This window comes from Actinoallomurus oryzae (assembly GCF_039541955.1).
Taxonomy (GTDB): Bacteria; Actinomycetota; Actinomycetes; order Streptosporangiales; family Streptosporangiaceae; genus Actinoallomurus; species Actinoallomurus oryzae.
In genome coordinates this window covers 145,797-164,636 of sequence record NZ_BAABHF010000050.1, presented here as the reverse complement: position 1 = coordinate 164,636, position 18,840 = coordinate 145,797, and the positions used below count along the sequence as shown (strand labels likewise).

Genomic DNA, 18,840 nt, shown 5'->3' with positions numbered 1-18,840 from the left:
GGGACCGTTGGGACAGGCCCTGGGGCAGGCCCTACCCTTCACTTTCATGTCACATCCCGTCGATCTGCTGCGAGGGGCGCTGGCGGCCGAGCCGTCCCGCCCGCTCGTCACGTTCTACGACGACGCCACCGGCGAACGCGTGGAGCTGTCGGTGAAGACCTTCGACAACTGGGTGGCCAAGACGGCGAACCTGCTGATCGACGGGCTCGCCGCCGACCCGGGCGCCCGGGTCGCGCTCGCGCTGCCGGTGCACTGGCAGACCGCCGTGTGGCTGTTCGCCTGCTGGTCGGCCGGGCTGACCGCGATCCCGGTGGACGAGGGTGAGATCCCCGCCGACGCCGACCTGGTGGCCGCCGCGCCGGATCGGCTGGAGGCCGCGCTGGCGACCGGGGCCGAGGTGGTCGGCCTGTCGCTGCACGCGCTCGGCGCGCCGCTGGCCGAGTGCCCGCCCGGCGTCACCGACTACGCGGTCGAGGTGCGCTCGTACGGCGACCACTTCACCGCCGTGACCGACGCGGACGCCCCGGCGGTGGAGATCGCCGGCGAGGTCATGAGCGGTGCGCGGCTCGTCGCCGCCGGTGAGGCGATGGGACTGCCGCCCCAGACTCGCACGCTGACGACTGTGTCCTACGCCACAGTGGAAGGGCTACTTTCCGGACTGATCGGGCCCTTGGCCGCGCAGGGATCAGTAATAATCTGCCAAAACCTCGACGAAACACGACTGAATCGACGTATATCCCTGGAAAGGGCAACCACCACTAGCCTCTAGGGCCGAATGTTCAGCGACTATGAGTACCCCGAGTACGACGGCGCGCTCGGCGACGAGCCGAAGCGCGGCGTCCTTTGGCGCGTGCTCGGCTGGGTGTCGGTGGGGCTCGCCGTGGTGCTCGTCGGGACGAGCCTCGTCGCGTACGGGACGTATCGCAAGCTGCAGGGCAACATCACCCAAGAGGACGTCACCGCCGAGCTCGGCACGCATCGGCCGCCCAAGCTCAACCAGGCCCTCAACATCCTGCTGATCGGCTCGGACCAGCGCAACGGCGCCAACGCCAAGTACGGCAAGGCGGCGGGCGAGCGCTCGGACACGATCATCCTGCTGCACTTCTCCCCCGGCGGTCAGAAGGCCGTCGGCATCAGCTTTCCCCGCGACTCGATGGTGCAGCTCCCCTCGTGCAAGACCGCGAGCGGGCGGACCATCCCCGGCGGCCTGAACATGATCAACGCGTCGTTCAACAACGGCGGCGCGGGCTGCACCATGCACACCATCGAGACGCTGACCGGGATCCGCGTCGACCACTTCGTCAAGGTCGACTTCACCGGCTTCAAGCGGGTCGTCGACGCCCTCGGCGGCGTCGAGATCTGCCTGCCCCAGGCCGTCAACGACACGGACAGCAAGCTGCACCTGTCCCGCGGCCGGCACATCGTCAAGGGCGACACCGCACTCGCGTACGTCCGCACCCGGCACGGCCTCGGCGACGGCTCCGACACCGACCGGATCAAGCGCCAGCAGAAGTTCCTCGGCGCGGTCGTGAAGAAGGCCACCAGCAACGGCACGCTGACCAACCCGGGCAAGCTCTACAGCTTCCTCGACGCGGCCACCAAGTCGGTCACCACGGACAAGGACTTCACCGTCGACGAGATGAAGAAGGTCGCCGGCAGCGTCCAGGGCATGTCGGCGGGCAAGGTGCAGTTCGTCACCGTGCCGTGGGGGGCGTACGCCCCGGACCCCAACCGGATCGCCTGGCGGCAGCCGGACGCCAACAACCTGTTCGCCGCGATCCGCAACGACAACAAGATCCAGACACCGACCAAGGCCCAGAAGGTGAACGTGCCGCCGGCGCAGATCAAGGTGCGCGTGCTGAACGGCACCGACACGACCGGCCTGGCCCAGCGGGTCGGTGACCAGCTCACCGCGCGCGGCTACTCCGTCGCCGGCATCGGGACCGCGACGACGAAGCCGAGCAGGACCGAACTGCGCTACGGCAGCGGCGCCGACCAGCAGGCCGCCGCGCTCGGCCAGGTCGCCCCGGCGAGCAGCCCGGTGGCGGACCAGTCGGTCGCGGCCGGGGTCGTCGACCTGGTTCTCGGCCCGGACTGGAACGGTCTCAAGGGCACGCGGTCCACGACGATCCCCAAGTCGTCGGACGCCGTCACCGCCTCCGACGACCCCTGCAAAGCCTGAGAGCTTCTGGAGAGTTTTTCGACCCGGCGTCCGATCATCGGCCCGGATAGGTATGGTCGTTCGCGGCTCCGGGTCATGCCCGGAGCCGGCCTCACCGTCGTCTCTCAACGGAATCGATGACTTCGCCGAGCACACCACACACCGCACCGCCGGCCTCTCCGGCCGGCATACCGGCCGACGCCTCCGCCGCCCCGACGGTCCCCGCGCCACGCGACGCGGTCGTCGAGCAGCGCCCCGCGCGCCGGAGGCGCGACCCGTTCTTCGACAACGCCAAGTTCATGGCCATCGTGCTCGTCGTGGCCGGTCACTCGATCGTGAAGCTGCGCGACGTGCGCGAGGCGCACGCGCTCTACATGTTCGTCTACACGTTCCACATGCCGGTCTTCATCGTGATCACCGGCTACTTCTCGCGTAACTTCACCTTCAGCGGCCGCAAGGCCCAGAAGCTGATCGTGAATCTCGGCGTGCCGTACATCGTCTTCGAGACCGCCTACTCCACCTATCACTGGGCGGTCGGGCACTCGAAGTTCGAGATCAGCATCCTGGACCCGTACTACCTAACCTGGTTCCTGATGGCGCTGTTCCTGTGGCGCCTGTCCACGCCGGTGTGGCAGCAGATCCGCTGGCCGGTCGCCGCCGCCGTGGTGATCTCACTGCTGTCGGCCATGACCGCCCTGCCGGGCGAGCTCGAGATGCACCGCACGCTCGGCCTGGTGCCGTTCTACGTGCTCGGCCTGGTGCTCAAGCCGGAGCACTTCGAGACGCTGAAGCGCCCGATGGCCCGGGTGCTGGGCGGGATCACGCTCGCCCTGGCACTCGCCTTCACCTACTTCGTCGCCGACCGCCACATGACGACCGAGTGGATGTACTGGCGCAAGGGCAACGCCGACATGCACGTGAACAACCTCGTCGGCTCGGGGATGCGCCTCGGTCTCCTGGTGGCGGCGGGCATCCTCGTGATCGCGTTCCTCACGATGGTGCCCGCGCGCCAGACCTGGTTCACCAACCTGGGCGCGGCCACGCTGTACGCCTACCTGCTGCACGGCTTCGCCACGAAGCTGATGGAGTACATGGGCTGGTACGACCTGCCGTTCCTGCACACGCTGCCCGGCGTGGCCGTGACGGCGGCGACCGGCGCGGTGTTCGCGACGATCCTGTGCACCCCGCCGGTGCGCTGGCTCATGCACTGGGCGTTGGAGCCGGACATGTCGTGGGCGTTCGTCCCGCTGCGTCGTCCGAAGAGCGTGTGAGCACCAGCTCGGCCCAGCGGTCGCAGACGAGGTCGAGGGCGTAGGACCGCCGCACCTCCTCGCGCGCCCGCGCCCGCTCCTCCTCCCAGCGGCCCTCCGCGACGACCGCCGCGATCGCGTCGGCCATCGCGGCCGGGTCGTCGTGGATCCAGCGGCGGTCGTAGATCCGGTCCGAGCCCTCCCAGGGCAGCAGTGCCGGCACCGCGCCCGAGGCCATGCCCTCGGCGGGCGCCAGGTGGAAGCTCTCGTCGTCGCTGGTGGACAGCACGAAGCCGACCCGTCGCAGCCAGGAGGCCACGTCGGGCCCGGCCGGGTCGAACACCACGCCCGGGGCGAGCAGCGGCGAGCGGCGGATCCGGCGGAACAGCGCCTCGAACCTCTCGCGTTCCTCGCTGCGGTTCCAGATCCACGGCAGGTCCCAGGGCAGCTTGGACTTGATGAAGAGCGTGAACCTCGGATCGTCGCGCCGCAGGCGTTCGAGCACGTCGACGGCCAGGTCGAGCCGCTTGCGCCACGGCGCGAGGCCGATGAGGCCCAGGTGGTGCTCGGCGCCCGGCAGCTTGGCCCGGCCGAACTGCGCGTCGTCCACCCAGTTGGGGATGACGGTGACCTTGCCGGCGGGCCAGCCCGTCATCTTGCGGGTCAGGTCGGCGTAGTGCGGGCTGACGCACACCACCTGGTCGACGGCGTCGATGTCGAGGCGGCCCGGCCACGCGCCGTACAGCTCGAAACGGTGCAGCCGGACGATCAGCCGCTGGTCCGGCCGCCCGTGCCTCTTGAGCCACTCGCTGTACCAGATGGCGTTCGGCCCGCACCACTCGCAGACCACGACGTCCGCCCACGCGGCCAGCTCGCGGCCGACCTCCGGGTCGTGCTTGCCGAGCGCCGGCCACCGGTCGACCCGCACCTCCACGTTCGGCAGGGAGCGCAGGTGGTCGAGCAGCCGGGTGAAGAACTTCAGGTCGTGCCCGGCGACCACCACCTTCGTACGGCCCGCGCCCTCCGGGGCGGACGGGAAGGCGGTGCGCAGGTAGCCGCGGAGCCGATCGGCCGCGGCCTGGAGCGTGAACTCGCGGGCGGCCTTCAGGCAGCGGTCGCGCGCCACGGTGTACGTCGCGGGCTCGGCCGCCGCGGCGACGACATCGACCACCTCGTCCTCGGTGCCCGCGAAGAGCGGGTAGTCCGGGCCGAGGAGGTTCTCGTGCATCGGGGTGCGGTTGAGCACGACCGGCACGCCGAGGCCGCCCATCTCCAGGACCTTCGTGGACAGTTCGAGGCTGGCGTCCAGGTCCGGGTGCCGCCAGGACAGCCCGATGTCGCAGGTGGAGGTCACCCGCATGGCCTCGGCGCGGGGATGACCGCCGTGCCAGACCAGGCCGGGGGTGGACTCCAGCGCCACGCGCATCCGGCGGGAGAACCCCGGGTCGGTACGGTCGTTGTGGATCTTGTCGCCGACCATGTGCAGCTCGGCCTCGACGCCGCGCGCGGCCAGGCGCCGGGGCAGCGCGGTCATCTCGTAGGTGTTCCACCGGGGCGCGAACTTGCCGGTGTAGACGAGCTTCAGCGGCCGGCCGGGCGTGCGTCCCGGCGTGGGCTCCAGGCCCTCGGGCAGCACGACGACCGGCGGGAACAGCACGCACTTGCCGGCCGCCTTGTGCAGCATGCCTTCGAGGAAGCAGCGCAGTTCCTCGGTCTGGCACAGCAGGAAGCGCGACGCCCTGGCGACGGCGGCCAGCTCGCCGCGGACACCCTTGTTCGCCGGGGCCACCATCTCGGCGGCGTTCTGCGGCACGTCGGTCAGGTAGGTCCACAGCCGTCCGGCCAACGGCGTCGCGGTGACGCGCACCGCGAGCCGTCGCCCGCGCACGACGATGAGGTCGTACGGCTCGGCGGCGTCGAGCTCGGTGAGCAGCCGGGCGGCGGCCTCGACCGTCAGCGGGCCGGTGGCGTCCTCGGGCCGGCGCCGTACGGTCACTCCGGGGAGCCGCTCCAGCGGGGCCACGAGGCGGTCCGTGCGCACCGGCGCCTTCAGCACGAGGGTGACCTCGACGTCCGCCTCGCGCAGCGCCTGCACCATCGCCTGGGCCCAGATCGCCGACCCGTCGATGATGTTGAGGTCCACGTCGCCGTACACGAGAGCGCGCACGCGATTTCCTTTCGCGGTGGTGGTGGTGACAGTCATCCCAGATCGAGGCTGAAGCGAGCGTGAAGACCGGCGAGCGCCTCGTCCAGGGGCGTGTCGGTCCTGAGCGTGGCGTCCCAGCCCAGCCCGGCCAGTCCCGGGGCGGAGCCGAGCAGCACGAGCGGGCGGCCCCGGCTCCGCGCGACGTCCATCAGGCCCAGCAGGGCGCGCTCGCGGTCCGGCACGCCCGGGACGCCCAGGTAGGCCCACGGCCCGCCGGGCGCGCCCGCGGCGGCGTCCACGAGCACCAGGTCGACGTCGGCGGTGTCGAGGATCAGGGCGGCGTCGTGCGGCATCAGCGGGACGACGTGGGCCGTACGGCCCAGCTCCTCGGCGGCGGCCCGGCCGAGCACCCCGGCCACGGCCAGGCCCGTCGCGGGCGAGCCGACGATCAGCCGGTCCTCGTCACGGGCGCTGAACATCGGGCGCTCGCGAGCGTCGACCGACGTGACGACGTTGGGCGTGCCGCGGTGCCGCCACATGCGGTACAGCTCGCGCGGCAGCCGGACGACGCCCTTGCCGGGCCTGCGTGCCGCGTCGGTCACGGCACGGCCGACCCGCAGCGACGTCGAGGCCTCCAGTGCCGCGACCCGCGCCTCCAGGATGCGCACCCGTGCCTCACGGTCGGCCAGCGCCGCCTTGAGCCGGGACACCTGCCGGTCAGCCATCGAGCCATCCCTCCGTGATCCGTGCGATGCGCGGGCCCGCCTTGCCGTCCCACAGCGGCGGGACCTCACGCTCGCCGGCCGGCGCGGTCAGCGCCTGCTCGACCGCGGGCACGAGTTCGTCGGGGGTGACGAGGCGGTTCGTGCCATGCGTGATGGTGATCGGCCGCTCGGTGTTGGGCCGTACGGTCAGGCACGGCACGCCGAGGATGGTGGTCTCCTCCTGGACGCCGCCGGAGTCGGTGACGGCGGCCGCGGCTCCGCGCACGGCCGCGACGAAGTCGACGTAGCCGAGCGGCTCCAGCAACGTCACGCGCGGGTGGTCGTCCAGCCCGGCCTCGGTGAGCACCCTGCGCCCACGCGGGTGCACCGGCATGACCACGTCGGCCAGGTTCGCGATCTCGTGCAGCCGCTTGACCAGCCCGGCGGCGACCTGCGGGTCGTCGACGTTCGCCGGCCGGTGCAGGGTCGCGACGATGTAGCGCTCCGGCAGGCCGTGGGCGGCGCGCACCGCCTCGGTGTCGAAGGAGTCCAGGTGCGCGAGCAGCGTGTCGATCATCGGGTTGCCCACGAAGTGCACCCGGCCGACGTCCACGCCTTCGGCGGCGAGGTGCCCGACGGCCTCGGGACTGGTGACGAACAGCAGGGTCGAGAGCTGGTCGACCAGCCGCCGGTTGACCTCCTCGGGCATGGTCAGGTCGAAGCTGCGCAGCCCGGCCTCGACATGGGCGACCGGGATGTGCAGCTTGGCCGCGACCAGCGCGGCGGCGATGGTGGAGTTCACGTCGCCGTACACCATGACGAGCTCGGGTGAACGCTCGATGAACTCCTTCTCCAGCGCCACCATGATCGCCGCGGTCTGCGCGGCGTGGCTGCCCGAGCCCACCCCGAGGTTGACGTCCGGCTCGGGCAGGCCGAGCTCGCGGAAGAAGACCTCCGACATGCGTTCGTCGTAGTGCTGGCCGGTGTGGATCACTCTCTGGTCGTGCAGGGCGGCGATGACGGGTGCGGCCTTGACGAAGTTCGGCCGGGCGCCGAGAACGTGCGCGATCACGTTTGCCTCTCGTTCATTGAAGGTGCTTAGCCTCGCCCGCCATGCAGGTGGCCAAGATGATCTTTTTCTCCGCTGTGCTGGCCTGGCGGCACGCGCGCGACGACCCGCGGCGTGCGCTCCGGCTCGCCGTACGCCTGGCCCTCCGCGCCGCACCCGCGCGGACACGCCCCCGCCTGGCGAAGTGGACGAAACCAACCCCAAAGTCGAACGAAACCCACGCCCTCGAGGAACTCCTCACCACCCCGCGGGCCGCCGCTCCGCCGCGGGCCGCCGCGGAGCGTGTGAGGGGCCCCCTCACCATGCCGGAGCACGGTGAGGGGCCCCCTCACACGGAACGGCAGCCCACTCGGGTGCTGCACTTCGTCACCAACGCGCTGCCCGCCACCCAGGCTGGGTACACCGTGCGGACTCAGCGGATCGTTTGTGCTCAGCGGGAGCTGGGGCTTGAGCCGCACGTCGTCACTCGGCTCGGGTATCCACTCGCGCAGGGGATCGGCGACGCTCGGGCCGAGGTCGCCGTGGACGGCATCCCCTACCACCGCCTGCTGCCCTGGCTGCCGGCGCGCGGGCCGGTGCGGGAGATCCGCAAGGCCGCCGACCTGGCCGGACACCTCGTGGAGCGGCTCCGCCCGTCCGTGCTGCACGCGGCGAGCAACCACCTGAACGCGGCGGTCGCGCTGGAGCTGCGCGACCGGTACGGCGTGCCGGTGGCGTACGAGGTGCGCGGCTTCCTGGAGGACTCCTGGCTGTCGCGCGACCCGGCGCGTACCGAAAGCGATGAGTTCTACCGGCTCACCCGCGAGGTCGAGACGGCCCGCATGCGCGCGGCCGACCTGGTCGTCACCCTCGGCGAGGCCATGCGCGAGGAGATCGAGAGCCGCGGCGTCGACAACGTGCTCGTCGTGCCGAACGCCGTCGACGACTCGTTCCTGGAACCCCTTCCGGACGGTGCGAAGCTCCGCGCGGAGCTCGGCATCGCGCCCGGTGACGTCGTGGTCGGGCTGACCTCGACGTTCTACGGCTTCGAGGGCATCGCCACGCTCATCGAGGCCGCCGCCCTGCGCCGCGACTTCACCCTGCTGCTCGTGGGCGACGGGCCGGAGCGCCCGGCCCTGGAGCGCCGCGCGGCCGAGCTGGGCGTCCCGGCGGTCTTCACCGGCCGGGTGCCGGTCGATCAGGTGCGTCGGTATCAAGCCGTCCTCGATGTGTTCGCGGTCCCGCGTACCGCGGACCGTGTGTGCCGGCTGGTGACTCCGCTGAAGCCCTTGGAGGCGATGGCAGGAGCTATCCCGGTAATAGCAAGTGATGTCAGAGCACTTCGCGAAATCATCGAACCGGGCGTGACCGGCACGTTAACAGTTCCGGAAGACCCGGAAGCATGGGCGAATTGCCTGGACCAGCTCATTTACAGTCCGAAGACACGCGGCGAAATCGGACAAGCCGGTCGAGAGTGGGTCGCCCAATATCGCACCTGGCGAGCCGTGACGGCTCGATATCTCGATCGCTACCGGGAAATCGCCTCCACAGCATCGTGAAGGGAGCCACCGGATGGACCTGGTGGTCATCGGACTCGGATACGTCGGCCTCCCGCTCGTGCGGGAAGCCTGCCGCGCCGGGCTCAGGGTCGGCGGGCTGGACCTCGACGCGCGCGTCGTGGCCGGGCTCAAGGCGGGGCTCTCCCACGTCGACGACGTCAGCCCGGCCGAGGTCGAGGAGATGCTCGCGGCGGGCTTCACCCCCAGCCGGGACGAGTCGGTCCTCGAAGGCGTGCGCACGGTCGTGATCTGCGTGCCCACGCCGCTGTCGGCCGACGGCGGACCGGACCTGACGGCCGTGCAGAAAGCGGCGCAGACGGTCGCGCGGCACCTGGAGCCGGGCATGCTCGTCGTGCTGGAGTCGACGACCTACCCGGGCACGACCGAGGAGGTCGTCGCGCCGATCCTGCAGGAGTCCGGCCTGAAGGCGGGCGAGGAGTTCCACCTGGCCTTCTCGCCGGAGCGCATCGACCCGGGCAACCCCGTGTACGGCGTCAAGAACACCCCCAAGATCGTCGGCGGCATGACCCCGGGCTGCGCCCAGGCGGCCGCCGGGTTCTACGGCAAGTTCGTCGAGCAGGTCGTGCAGGCCAAGGGCACGCGCGAGGCCGAGATGGCCAAGCTGCTGGAGAACACCTACCGGCACGTCAACATCGCGCTGGTCAACGAGATGGCGGTGTTCTGCCACGAGCTCGGCATCGACCTGTGGGACGCGATCGGGTGCGCGTCGACCAAGCCGTTCGGGTTCCAGGCGTTCTACCCGGGACCCGGCGTCGGCGGCCACTGCATCCCGATCGACCCGAACTACCTGTCGTACAAGGTGCGCTCGCTCGGCTACCCGTTCCGCTTCGTGGAGCTCGCCCAGGAGATCAACGACCGGATGCCGCGGTACGTGGTCGAGCGGGCGCAGGCCCTGCTCAACCGCGAGGGCCGGGCGATGAAGAACGCCAAGGTCCTGCTGCTCGGCGTGACGTACAAGGCCGACATCGCCGACCAGCGCGAGTCGCCGGCGCGCCCGGTCGCGCGGCGGCTGCGGAAGATGGGCGCGGACCTGACCTTCCACGACCCGCACGTGGAGGACTGGGAGGTCGACGGCGTCGCGGTGCCGCGCGCCCGCGTGCTGTACACGGCGCTGGCCGAGGCCGACCTCGTCGTCGTCCTCACGAACCACGCCGAGTACGACGCCGACACGCTGACCCGGCACGCGCGCCTGCTGTTCGACACCCGTGGCCGCACGCGAATGGCGGACGAGTCGGCCGCCGAACGCGTTGAATTGCTGTGATGGTCGCGCCGAATTCACCGAATGTTCTCCTTCCCACAAGAGACTCACGGTGAAGTGAAATCAATGCGTGTTTTCGTCTGTACGGTCGTGCACCATCCGGAGGACGCGCGAATTCTGCACCGGCAGATTCGAGCATTGCTCGACGCGGGTCACCAGATCACTTACATGGCGCCTTTCCGCGCGTGCAATGTCACGCCCTGGCCGGAGATCACTCCGGTGGACGTGCCGCGGGCGACCGGCCGCCGCCGGCTGCACGCGCTGCGGATGGCGCGGCGCGTGCTGCGCGAACGCGGCGCGGAGGCCGACCTCGTCCTGCTGCACGATCCCGAGCTGCTGCTCGCGGTGCCGCGCCGTCTGCGCTCACGCACCGTCTGGGACGTCCACGAGGACACCGCGGCGGCCCTGGGCGCGAAGGGCTGGCTGCCGGCACCGATGCGGATACCGCTGCGGTTCGCCGTACGGCGGCTGGAGCGGCGCGCGGAGCGCCGGATGAAGCTGCTGCTGGCCGAGGAGGGGTACCGCACGCGGTTCCGCCAGACCCATCTCGTCGTGCCGAACACCACGAACGTCCCGGACGTCCCGCCCGCACCGCCGGGCGACGAGCGGGTGGTCTACGTCGGGCAGCTCTCGATGGCCCGCGGCGCCGCCGACCTGATCGAGCTCGCGCGGATCCTTCAGGCCGACGGGATCACGCTGGAGCTCATCGGCGCGGCCGACGCCGGCGTACGGCCGCTGCTGCGCGAGGCGCAGCGGACGGGCGTGCTGCGGTGGTACGGCTTCGTGCCGAACGACCGGGCGCTGCGCATGGCCGAAGGCGCCATCGCGGGGCTCGCGCTGCTGCACGACTCGCCGAACTACCGGCACTCGATGCCGACCAAGGTCGTGGAGTACATGGCGCGGGGCCTGCCGGTCATCACCACGCCCAACCCGATCGCCGCGGAGATCGTCACGCAGAGCGGCTGCGGCCTGGTCGTGCCGTTCGAGGATCCGGCGGCCACGGCGGCGGCGGTCCGGCGGCTGCGCGACGACGCCGCACTGCGGCTGGAGATGGGCAAGCGCGGGCACGAAGCGGCGCGCGCCCGCTTCCACTGGCCCGAACAGGCACGCCTGTTCGTCGCCCAGCTCGAGGACTGGGCCTCCGTGAGAGCCTGACCCCCGCCCGAGGAAGATCAGGCGGCGGCGCGTAGCCGGGTGGCGATCAGCGTCGCCAGTTGCGTGGCCCGGTTCGGCACGTTGGCGGTGACCGTCACGATCGTGCGGTCCACCTGCATCACCACCGTTCCCGACGGTGCGCCCAGCCCGTACGCCGCGTCGCCGGCCTTCACCGGGTCGCGGGCGCCGCTCTGCGTGTCGCGGGCCGCCCAGAACAGCGCCGAGGCCGCCTTCGCGTCGGCCGCGACCCACTGGACCGTGACCGAGAGGGTGGCCGCCTCGCGCTCCGGGCCGTCCGACGTCCGGTGCTTGTGGTGGCGGAGGCGGTAGGTGCACCCGGCCCGCAGACGGACGCCCTCGATCTGCACCGTGGTCGGCTCCGGCGCGTATCCGCGCGGCAGGTCGTGCTTGGTCAGCAGGGAGCACGCGTCGGGCCAGTCGCGGGCCGGCACCCCGGCCAGCTCCGGCGGCCCCGCCCCGCGGACCCCGCCGCGCAGGGCGACCAGCCGCGCCGCGCCGAAGGGACGCGGACGCGCGGTCGGCACGGCCACGTACAGCAGTCCGCCGCCGGCGGCGAGCCAGGGCCGTACGCCGTCCAGGCCCGGGCGGGTCACCAGCGGCGCGGGCACCGTGGTGCCGGCGCCCGTGGCCGGGTCGATCACGTCGATCCCGGCGGGCAGCAGCGGGTCGGCGAGCCGGGAGCGCAGGCCGTACAGCAGGCCGCCCGACACCGACAGCGCGGTGTACCCGGACATGTCGCGGCGCCAGGACAGCGACCCGGAATCGATGTCGATCGACTCCAGCCTCCGCGTCTCGGTGCCGTTCTCCGGCCCGCGGGCCAGGTCGTAGGCGATGAACAGGCGCCCGCCGTTCGCCACGGCCGGGCACATGTCGCGGCAGACGCCCTCGCCCCGGCGGACCAGGAACTCCCGGCCGTTCCGGTCGTAGGCGTGCAGGCCGGTGCCGTCGAAGACGACGGTCACGTTACCGCTGACCGACACCGCGGGATGCGCGGCGCTGGTCGTGAACAGGGTGCGCCCGGTACGCGGATCGATCGCCAGCGTGCGGTCGCGCGCGCCGCAGTCGAGGCCGAACGCGGCGACGCCATCGCTGGCCGCCGAGCCGTACGGGACGGCCTCGGGCAGCAGGCAGCCGTGTGCGAGGCGCTTGCTCCACACGCGCCGGCCGGTCGCCGCGGCGCGGCCGTACAGCGTGTGCCGGCCGTCCTCGGTGACGATGACCACTCCGTAGCCGGCCGGCCAGCGCAGCGTGCTGCGTTCGGTCGCGGCCGGCACGTCGCCGCGCTGGCGCCAGAGCAGCGTGCCGCTGACCGCGTCGAGGCCGACCATGAGGCGGTTGCCGCGGTGGCCGGTGCGCTCGAGGTACGCGACGAGCACGTGGCCGGTGCGCGCCCACCCGAGCAGGGACCACTGCCCGCGGTAGTAGTGCCAGCGCTCGCGGCCGGTGCGCGCGTCGCGGACGGTCAGGCCGTGGCCGGACACGACGACGAGCTCGCCCTCCATGACCGTGTAGGCGACCCGGTCGTAGGCGGGCAGCTCGCTGTCGGCCACCGGAGTGCTGAGCTGCCAGCTCACGGTGACGGGACCGGGCGGAGGGCCCAGGTCGGCGAGCGGCGGGTGCGGGGCGTGGGTCACGGTGCGGTTCACCTGCCACCACTCCGCCTGGAGGATGAGCCGGTCGGCGAGGATCACGCCGCAGACGACGGTGACCAAGGTCACGAGAACCCCTGGCACGGCGCGCCAACGGCTCCGTGCGGACTCGACCGCGATCACCTCCAGATTCCGGGACTGCCGAGCGTACGGGGTTTGGACGCCTGCCACCGATGATGACGGCATGACGGCACCGGTCAAGGCGTTTCCGCCGCACCGGACCGGGATCGTACGGGGTCGCGACCCCTCGCGGTCCCACGCGGGAGACGCTCGGGCGGCGTAAAACGTTGATCAAGTAACCGAATTCTCAGATGACTGTTACGTAGCCTTCACATAACTCATCTGTCGTTTTTTACCGGATATCTGGCGCTATCCTCGCTTGCACCTATCAGACAGAGGACGGACCCAAGTTGTACAACGTCGCAGTCGTCCTGGCAGGTGGCACGGGGCAGCGGATGGGGCTCGAGATCCCCAAGCAGCTCGTCAAGATCGCCGGCAAGCCGATCATGCAGCACACGCTGCAGGTCTTCCAGAGTGCCCCGCAGATCGACGAGATCGTCGTCGCCATGACCCCCGGCTTCACCGCCGAGGCCGAGGCCATCGTCGCCTCCTCCGGATGTACGAAGGTGTCCCGCGTCATCGAGGGCGGCGCCACGCGTACCGAGACCACCATGCGCGCGATCGAGGCGGTCGGCGCGACCTCGCCCGAGGCCAACGTCCTCTTCCACGACGCCGTTCGGCCGTTCATCGACCACCGCGTCATCGAGGACTGCGTCACGGCTCTGGAACGGTACGAAGCCGTCGACGTGGCGATTCCCTCGGCCGACACCATCATCAGGGTGGACGACTACGGCGGCACGGTCATCAAGGACGTGCCCCGCCGCGACCTGCTGCGGCGCGGGCAGACGCCGCAGTGCTTCCGCCTGTCGACGATCCGCGACGCGTACGCGCTGGCGCTCGCCGACCCGGACTTCACCGGCGGGAAGGTCACCGCGACCGACGACTGCAGCGTCGTCCTCCGCTACCTGCCCGACGTGCCGATCGTCGTCGTGCCCGGCAGCGAGCAGAACATGAAGGTCACCCACCCGGTCGACGTGTTCCTCGCCGACAAGCTGTTCCAGCTGTCCTCCCAGGCGCCGCCACCGTCGCCGGAGGACCACGGCGGCTACGAGAGCCGCCTGACCGGCAAGACGGTCGTCATCTTCGGCGGCAGCCAGGGCATCGGGGCCGACATCGCCGAGCTGACCCGCTCCTTCGGCGCGAAGGTGTACTCCTTCTCGCGCTCGGAGACCGGGACGCACGTGGAGAACACGCAGGACATCGAGAACGCCCTCGCCAAGGCGTACGGCGAGACCGGCCGCATCGACTACGTCGTCAACACCGCGGGCGTGCTGCACACCGGGCGCCTCGACGAGCTCGACGACGCGATCATCGACGAGTCGCTGCGGATCAACTACCTCGGCCCGCTGCGGGTCGCGCGGGCGGCCATCGGCTACCTCCGCGAGACCAAGGGACAGCTGCTGCTCTACACCTCCAGCAGCTACACGCGGGGCCGCGCCGGCTACAGCCTCTACTCCTCGGCCAAGGCGGCCACCGTCAACCTGACCCAGGCGCTGGCCGACGAGTGGGCCGACGACGGAGTACGCGTCAACTGCATCAACCCCGAACGGACCGCCACACCGATGCGGACGCGTGCGTTCGGGCAGGAGCCACCCGGCACGCTGCTGTCCTCCCGCGACGTGGCGATGACCTCGATCGACGTGCTCATCTCCGGGCTGACCGGCCACACCGTCGACATCCGCCGCCACGACCCGACGGCGGTCGCCCGATGACCGAGCGGAGCGAGAGAACAGAAAACGCGCGCCTGTGGTCACCCCCTCCGACGAAGGAGGGTTCATGACTCATCGGTTTGTACGGGCTGCGGCGGGCCCCGCGCTCGTCCTGTCCTATCCCGCGACGGTCGTGGCCGCACTGTGGCCGAGCGCCTGGGCCTTCGTCGTCACGGCGCTGATCGCCTACGTCGCCGACGCGGTCGCCTCGCGCGAGGAACTCCCCGTCAGCGAGCGGCTCGCCCAGGCCCACACCGGCGTGACGGTGCGGTTCCTCATCCGCGAACTCGCCGTACTCCTGCTGCTGGCGCGCCAGGGACACGCGGGCGACACCGTCTTCGCCGTCCTGGCGCTGGGCCTGCTCGGCCTGCACGCGCTGCGCGGGGCGTACTCCGCGCTCACCCTCTACGTCATCCGCCGCCGGCGGCTCCCCGTCGTCACGCGCGGCATCGACCTCACCGGGCTGCGCATCCCGGACGCGCCGAGCCCGCAGCTCACCACCCGGCACTCGCGCACGATGCTGCACCTCGACGTGCTGCCGGTCCTGCTCGCCGGGCTCTTCGGCCTGCGGGGCGGGGCGAGCGGCCTGGCCGCGACGTACGTCCTCGGCCTCGTCGCCTTCGCGGTCATGGCGCGGCACGCCGCGCGCAACCGCCACCTCGGCGACGAGAACCGGGTCTTCGACCTGGTCAACCAGCGGCTGGCGGAGCTGCGGCCGGAGGTCGCGCTGTACTTCTCCGGCTCGCCCGACTCCGCCTACCAGGCCAACATGTGGCTCTCCACGGTGGACGAGCTCGACCGCCAGGCAGTGATCATCCTGCGCGAGCGCCCCATGGTGCCGCTGCTGGGCCGGACGAAGACGCCGGTGCTGTGCGTGCCGAAGGCGATGGACATGGTGCGGCTCGACCTGTCATCGATCCGCACCGCCCTGTACCCGGCCAACGTCGGCAAGAACCTCCACATGCTGCGGATGTCCGGCATCCGGTCGGCCTTCATCAACCACGGCGACAGCGACAAGCCGGCGAGCTTCAACCCGTTCGCCCGCGCGTACGACGAGGTCTGGGTGGCCGGGCCGGCCGGGCGCGAACGGTATCTGACCATGCGTACCGGCGTACGGGACGAGGACATCGTCGAGGTCGGCCGGCCGCAGCTCGCGCCGATCGACACCAGCGGCGTCACCCCGGACCCGATGTTCACCGTCCTGTACGCGCCCACCTGGGAGGGCTGGTCGGACGACCTGGCGCACAGCTCGGTCGCGACGATGGGGCCGGCGATCGTCCGGGCGCTGCTCGAGCACGCGCCGCAGGTCCGGGTGCTCTACAAGCCGCACCCGCTCACCGGCACCCGCGACCCGAAGGCGATCGAGCGTCACAACGAGATCGTCGCGATGATCGAGCGGGCCAACGCGGGACGCCCGGCGAGCGGCGGCGAGCACGCCGACCGGCTCAAGACGCTGACCCGGCGCCTGGACGCCCTCGCCGGAGACGAGACCGCCGGCGACGAGGCCCAGCTCACGCGGGACAGCGCCGCGGCCGGCGCGTCGGACGACCGGCGCGAGGTCGAGGAGGCGTGGACCGCGGCGTACTGGCAGGCCGGCGGGCCGGTGCGGCACCGCGTCATCACCGGCCCGCGGCCGCACGTGTACGACTGCTTCAACCACGCCGACCTGCTCATCACCGACATCTCCAGCGTGGCGGGCGACTTCATCGTCAGCGGCAAGCCGTACGCGGTGACGAACGTCAAGGGGCTGAGCGACGAGGAGTTCCGGGAGCTGTTCCCGACCGCGGCCCTCGCGGCGTACCTCATCGGTCCCGGCTGCACCGAGCTCGGGCAGATCCTGGCGTACGCCCAGGGCGAGGGCCCCGACCCGCTCACCGAGCGGCGGCGCGAGCTGCGCGCTCACCTGCTCGGACCCGACGGCCTCGACTCCGCCAAGCGGTTCGACGCGGCCGTCTCCGCGCTCGCCGCCAAGTCCCTCACCCGCACCGACGACGATCGGCCAGCAGCGTGAACCCGTCACAGCTCCTCTCCAAGATCGGCCGCCGCTTCGGAGGCGACACCGCCGGACCCGTCATCGCCGGCGGCCTCGTCCTGTCGTACGCCCTGCTCGTCGTCGCCGCCGTGTGGCCGAGCGCGCTGTTCGTCGCCGTGTTCGCGGTGACCGGCTACGTCACCGAGTCGCTGCTGACCCGTCGCGCGACGTACTTCAACGCCGCGCTGAGCCAGGTCGGCCTCGGCCTGACGCTGCGCGCGACCATACGGGACGTGTCCGTGCTGGTCATGCTGGCCCGGTCGGCGACGCTGTCCGCGGGCTGGTTCGCCACGGCCGCGGGGGCGCTGGTGCTGCTGCACGTCCTGCGCACGGCGCACTCATCCCTCGCCGTTCTCGTGATCGAACGGCGCAAGCTCCCGGTGATCACCCGGGGCATCGACCTGACGCGGCTGCGCCTTCCCGCACCGCCGCCGGCGACGGTGCGGGAGCACCGGTCGATGATCTATCTCGACGTGCCGGTGCTGGCGGGCGCCGTGCTCACGGTCTGGCTCGAGACCCCGGGACCGGTCGCCGCCGGGCTCGTGGTGGCGCTGGCTGCCGGCGTGGTCGCGCTCGTCCTCGCCGCCTGGCACGTCCGGCTGAACCGGCACCTGGCCGACGGCGAACGGACCCTGAAGGAGGTCGCCGAGGAGATCGCCGCGTACGGGCCGGAGGTGGTGCTGTACTTCTCCGGCGCCGACGACTGCGTGTACCAGGTCAACATGTGGCTGGAGACGTTCGACCGGCTGCCGCACAAGAAGATGATCATCATGCGGGAGCGGGGGAACATGCCGCTGCTCGGCCGCACCTCCTCGCCGGTCCTGTGCTTCCCCGGCGGCACCGAGATGATGAACTTCCCGATGCCGCCGACCACGCGCGTCGCGCTGTTCCCCGCCAACGCCGGCAAGAACATCCACATGCTGCGCCTGCCGGACATCGGCTGCGTGTTCATCGGCCACGGCGACAGCGACAAGGCGGCCAGCTTCAGCCCGTTCAGCAAGGTCTACGACGAGGTCTGGGTGGCCGGGCCGGCCGGGCGCGAGCGGTACCGGCGCAGCGACGCGGGCGTGCGCGACGACGAGATCGTCGAGGTCGGCCGGCCGCAGCTCGCGCCGATCGACACCACCGGCGTCACCCCGGACCCGATGTTCACCGTCCTGTACGCCCCGACCTGGGAGGGCTGGACCGGCGACCCGTACCACACCTCGGTCGCGGTGATGGGCGTCAAGCTGGTCCGCGCGCTGCTGGACCACGCGCCGCACATCCGGCTGCTCTACAAGCCGCACCCGATGGCCGGCAAGAACGACCCCGCCGTACGCCGCGCCCATCAGAAGATCGTCAGCATGATCGCCGAGGCGAACGCGGCCCGCGACGCGAGTGGTCAGTGGCCCGCCGACCCGGCCCGCTACGCCACGGCCCGGCGCGACCTGGAGGTGCTGACCGCGAGGCTGACGGCACTGGGCCGGGAGTCGAGCCGCGCGGCCGACGAGGCGGAGGAGTCACGGCGCGCGGCCGAGCCGGACCTGGCGGGCGACGCCCTGTGGCGCGACACCGCGGCCCAGTGCGAGCAGGCGTACTGGGCGGCCGAGGGCTGGTGGCGCCACCGCGTGGTGACCGGCACGATCCCGCACCTGTACTCGTGCTTCAACCGGGCCGACCTGCTCATCACCGATATCTCGAGCGTCGTCGCCGACTTCATCGCGAGCGGCAAGCCGTACGCGGTGACGAACGGCGCGAACCTGCCGGACACGGAGTTCCGCACCCAGAACCCGAGCGCGTCGGCCGCCTACCTCATCCCCCGCGACTGCACGGGCCTGAGCGAGGTGCTGGCGGCCGTGGCGACCGAGGGCGAGGACCCGATGGCCGACCGCAGACGGACCCTGAAGCACGACCTGCTGGGCGCGGACGAGCCGGACGCGATGACCCGCTTCACCGACGCCGTGAACGCCCTGGCCGCCAAGCGCACCCGCACCGCCCTGGAGGTCGCCGACAAGGCGTGAACGGGCC

13 protein-coding genes are annotated in these 18,840 nt (G+C 71.4%); 9 read left to right on the top strand and 4 right to left on the bottom strand.

Going from position 1 to position 18,840, the window contains the following annotated elements; genetic code table 11:
- Window positions 1-46: 46 nt before the first annotated feature.
- The 3 genes from ABEA10_RS42550 to ABEA10_RS42540 all read left to right on the top strand — a co-directional run bounded on the left by ABEA10_RS42550 (window position 47) and on the right by ABEA10_RS42540 (window position 3,432).
- On the top strand, window positions 47-769 hold the full coding sequence (locus ABEA10_RS42550; RefSeq protein WP_345473990.1) for a TIGR03089 family protein: 723 nt from the start codon (window positions 47-49) through the stop codon (window positions 767-769).
- A 6-nt stretch (window positions 770-775) separates the two neighbouring features.
- On the top strand, window positions 776-2,182 hold the full coding sequence (locus ABEA10_RS42545; protein ID WP_345473988.1) for an LCP family protein: 1,407 nt from the start codon (window positions 776-778) through the stop codon (window positions 2,180-2,182).
- Window positions 2,183-2,298: 116 nt separating this feature from the next.
- Window positions 2,299-3,432: an acyltransferase family protein gene (locus ABEA10_RS42540; RefSeq protein WP_345473986.1), complete on the top strand. Its 1,134-nt coding sequence runs from the start codon at window positions 2,299-2,301 to the stop codon at window positions 3,430-3,432.
- Here ABEA10_RS42540 and ABEA10_RS42535 read toward each other — a convergent pair.
- Genes ABEA10_RS42535 through wecB form a run of 3 tightly spaced genes read right to left on the bottom strand, consistent with a single transcriptional unit; the run spans window position 3,362 to window position 7,330 of the window.
- Window positions 3,362-5,614 (bottom strand): glycosyltransferase, encoded by a 2,253-nt coding sequence (locus ABEA10_RS42535; RefSeq protein WP_345473984.1) that lies wholly within the window; start codon window positions 5,612-5,614, stop codon window positions 3,362-3,364. The genes ABEA10_RS42540 and ABEA10_RS42535 overlap by 71 nt on opposite strands.
- Window positions 5,611-6,282, bottom strand: a complete 672-nt coding sequence (locus tag ABEA10_RS42530) for a hypothetical protein (RefSeq protein ID WP_345473982.1) — start codon at window positions 6,280-6,282, stop codon at window positions 5,611-5,613. Before ABEA10_RS42530 ends, ABEA10_RS42535 begins: the two co-directional genes overlap by 4 nt.
- Window positions 6,275-7,330, bottom strand: a complete 1,056-nt coding sequence (wecB, locus tag ABEA10_RS42525; RefSeq protein ID WP_345474056.1) for a non-hydrolyzing UDP-N-acetylglucosamine 2-epimerase — start codon at window positions 7,328-7,330, stop codon at window positions 6,275-6,277. Before wecB ends, ABEA10_RS42530 begins: the two co-directional genes overlap by 8 nt.
- 44 nt (window positions 7,331-7,374) lie before the next feature.
- On the opposite strand from wecB, the gene ABEA10_RS42520 reads away from it, so the two are divergent.
- The 3 genes from ABEA10_RS42520 to ABEA10_RS42510 all read left to right on the top strand — a co-directional run bounded on the left by ABEA10_RS42520 (window position 7,375) and on the right by ABEA10_RS42510 (window position 11,302).
- On the top strand, window positions 7,375-8,868 hold the full coding sequence (locus ABEA10_RS42520; protein WP_345473980.1) for a glycosyltransferase family 4 protein: 1,494 nt from the start codon (window positions 7,375-7,377) through the stop codon (window positions 8,866-8,868).
- 13 nt (window positions 8,869-8,881) lie between these two features.
- Window positions 8,882-10,150 (top strand): nucleotide sugar dehydrogenase, encoded by a 1,269-nt coding sequence (locus ABEA10_RS42515; protein ID WP_329251371.1) that lies wholly within the window; start codon window positions 8,882-8,884, stop codon window positions 10,148-10,150.
- A 63-nt stretch (window positions 10,151-10,213) separates the two neighbouring features.
- Window positions 10,214-11,302 (top strand): glycosyltransferase, encoded by a 1,089-nt coding sequence (locus ABEA10_RS42510; protein WP_345473977.1) that lies wholly within the window; start codon window positions 10,214-10,216, stop codon window positions 11,300-11,302.
- Between the two features lie 17 nt (window positions 11,303-11,319).
- On the opposite strand, the gene ABEA10_RS42505 is transcribed toward ABEA10_RS42510, so the two are convergent.
- Complete coding sequence (locus tag ABEA10_RS42505; protein WP_345473975.1) at window positions 11,320-13,041, bottom strand: outer membrane protein assembly factor BamB family protein; 1,722 nt, start codon at window positions 13,039-13,041, stop codon at window positions 11,320-11,322.
- A gap of 341 nt (window positions 13,042-13,382) precedes the next feature.
- On the opposite strand from ABEA10_RS42505, the gene ABEA10_RS42500 reads away from it, so the two are divergent.
- The 3 genes from ABEA10_RS42500 to ABEA10_RS42490 all read left to right on the top strand — a co-directional run bounded on the left by ABEA10_RS42500 (window position 13,383) and on the right by ABEA10_RS42490 (window position 18,833).
- Entirely contained in the window at window positions 13,383-14,804 is a 1,422-nt protein-coding gene (locus ABEA10_RS42500) for an SDR family NAD(P)-dependent oxidoreductase (protein ID WP_345473973.1), read from the top strand.
- 64 nt (window positions 14,805-14,868) lie between these two features.
- On the top strand, window positions 14,869-16,812 hold the full coding sequence (locus tag ABEA10_RS42495; protein WP_345473971.1) for a hypothetical protein: 1,944 nt from the start codon (window positions 14,869-14,871) through the stop codon (window positions 16,810-16,812).
- Window positions 16,809-18,833, top strand: a complete 2,025-nt coding sequence (locus ABEA10_RS42490; protein WP_345473969.1) for a hypothetical protein — start codon at window positions 16,809-16,811, stop codon at window positions 18,831-18,833. Before ABEA10_RS42495 ends, ABEA10_RS42490 begins: the two co-directional genes overlap by 4 nt.
- Window positions 18,834-18,840: the final 7 nt, after the last annotated feature.

Excerpts from the sequence above, each read along its gene's own strand:
- ABEA10_RS42545 (WP_345473988.1), top strand. The coding sequence starts at position 776 with ATGTTCAGCGACTATGAGTACCCCGAGTACGACGGCGCGCTCGGCGAC.
- ABEA10_RS42520 (WP_345473980.1), top strand. The coding sequence starts at position 7,375 with ATGCAGGTGGCCAAGATGATCTTTTTCTCCGCTGTGCTGGCCTGGCGG.
- ABEA10_RS42495 (WP_345473971.1), top strand. The coding sequence starts at position 14,869 with ATGACTCATCGGTTTGTACGGGCTGCGGCGGGCCCCGCGCTCGTCCTG.
- ABEA10_RS42530 (WP_345473982.1), bottom strand. The coding sequence starts at position 6,282 with ATGGCTGACCGGCAGGTGTCCCGGCTCAAGGCGGCGCTGGCCGACCGT.
- ABEA10_RS42515 (WP_329251371.1), top strand. The coding sequence starts at position 8,882 with ATGGACCTGGTGGTCATCGGACTCGGATACGTCGGCCTCCCGCTCGTG.
- ABEA10_RS42540 (WP_345473986.1), top strand. The coding sequence starts at position 2,299 with ATGACTTCGCCGAGCACACCACACACCGCACCGCCGGCCTCTCCGGCC.
- ABEA10_RS42510 (WP_345473977.1), top strand. The coding sequence starts at position 10,214 with ATGCGTGTTTTCGTCTGTACGGTCGTGCACCATCCGGAGGACGCGCGA.
- ABEA10_RS42535 (WP_345473984.1), bottom strand. The coding sequence starts at position 5,614 with ATGACTGTCACCACCACCACCGCGAAAGGAAATCGCGTGCGCGCTCTC.
- ABEA10_RS42550 (WP_345473990.1), top strand. The coding sequence starts at position 47 with ATGTCACATCCCGTCGATCTGCTGCGAGGGGCGCTGGCGGCCGAGCCG.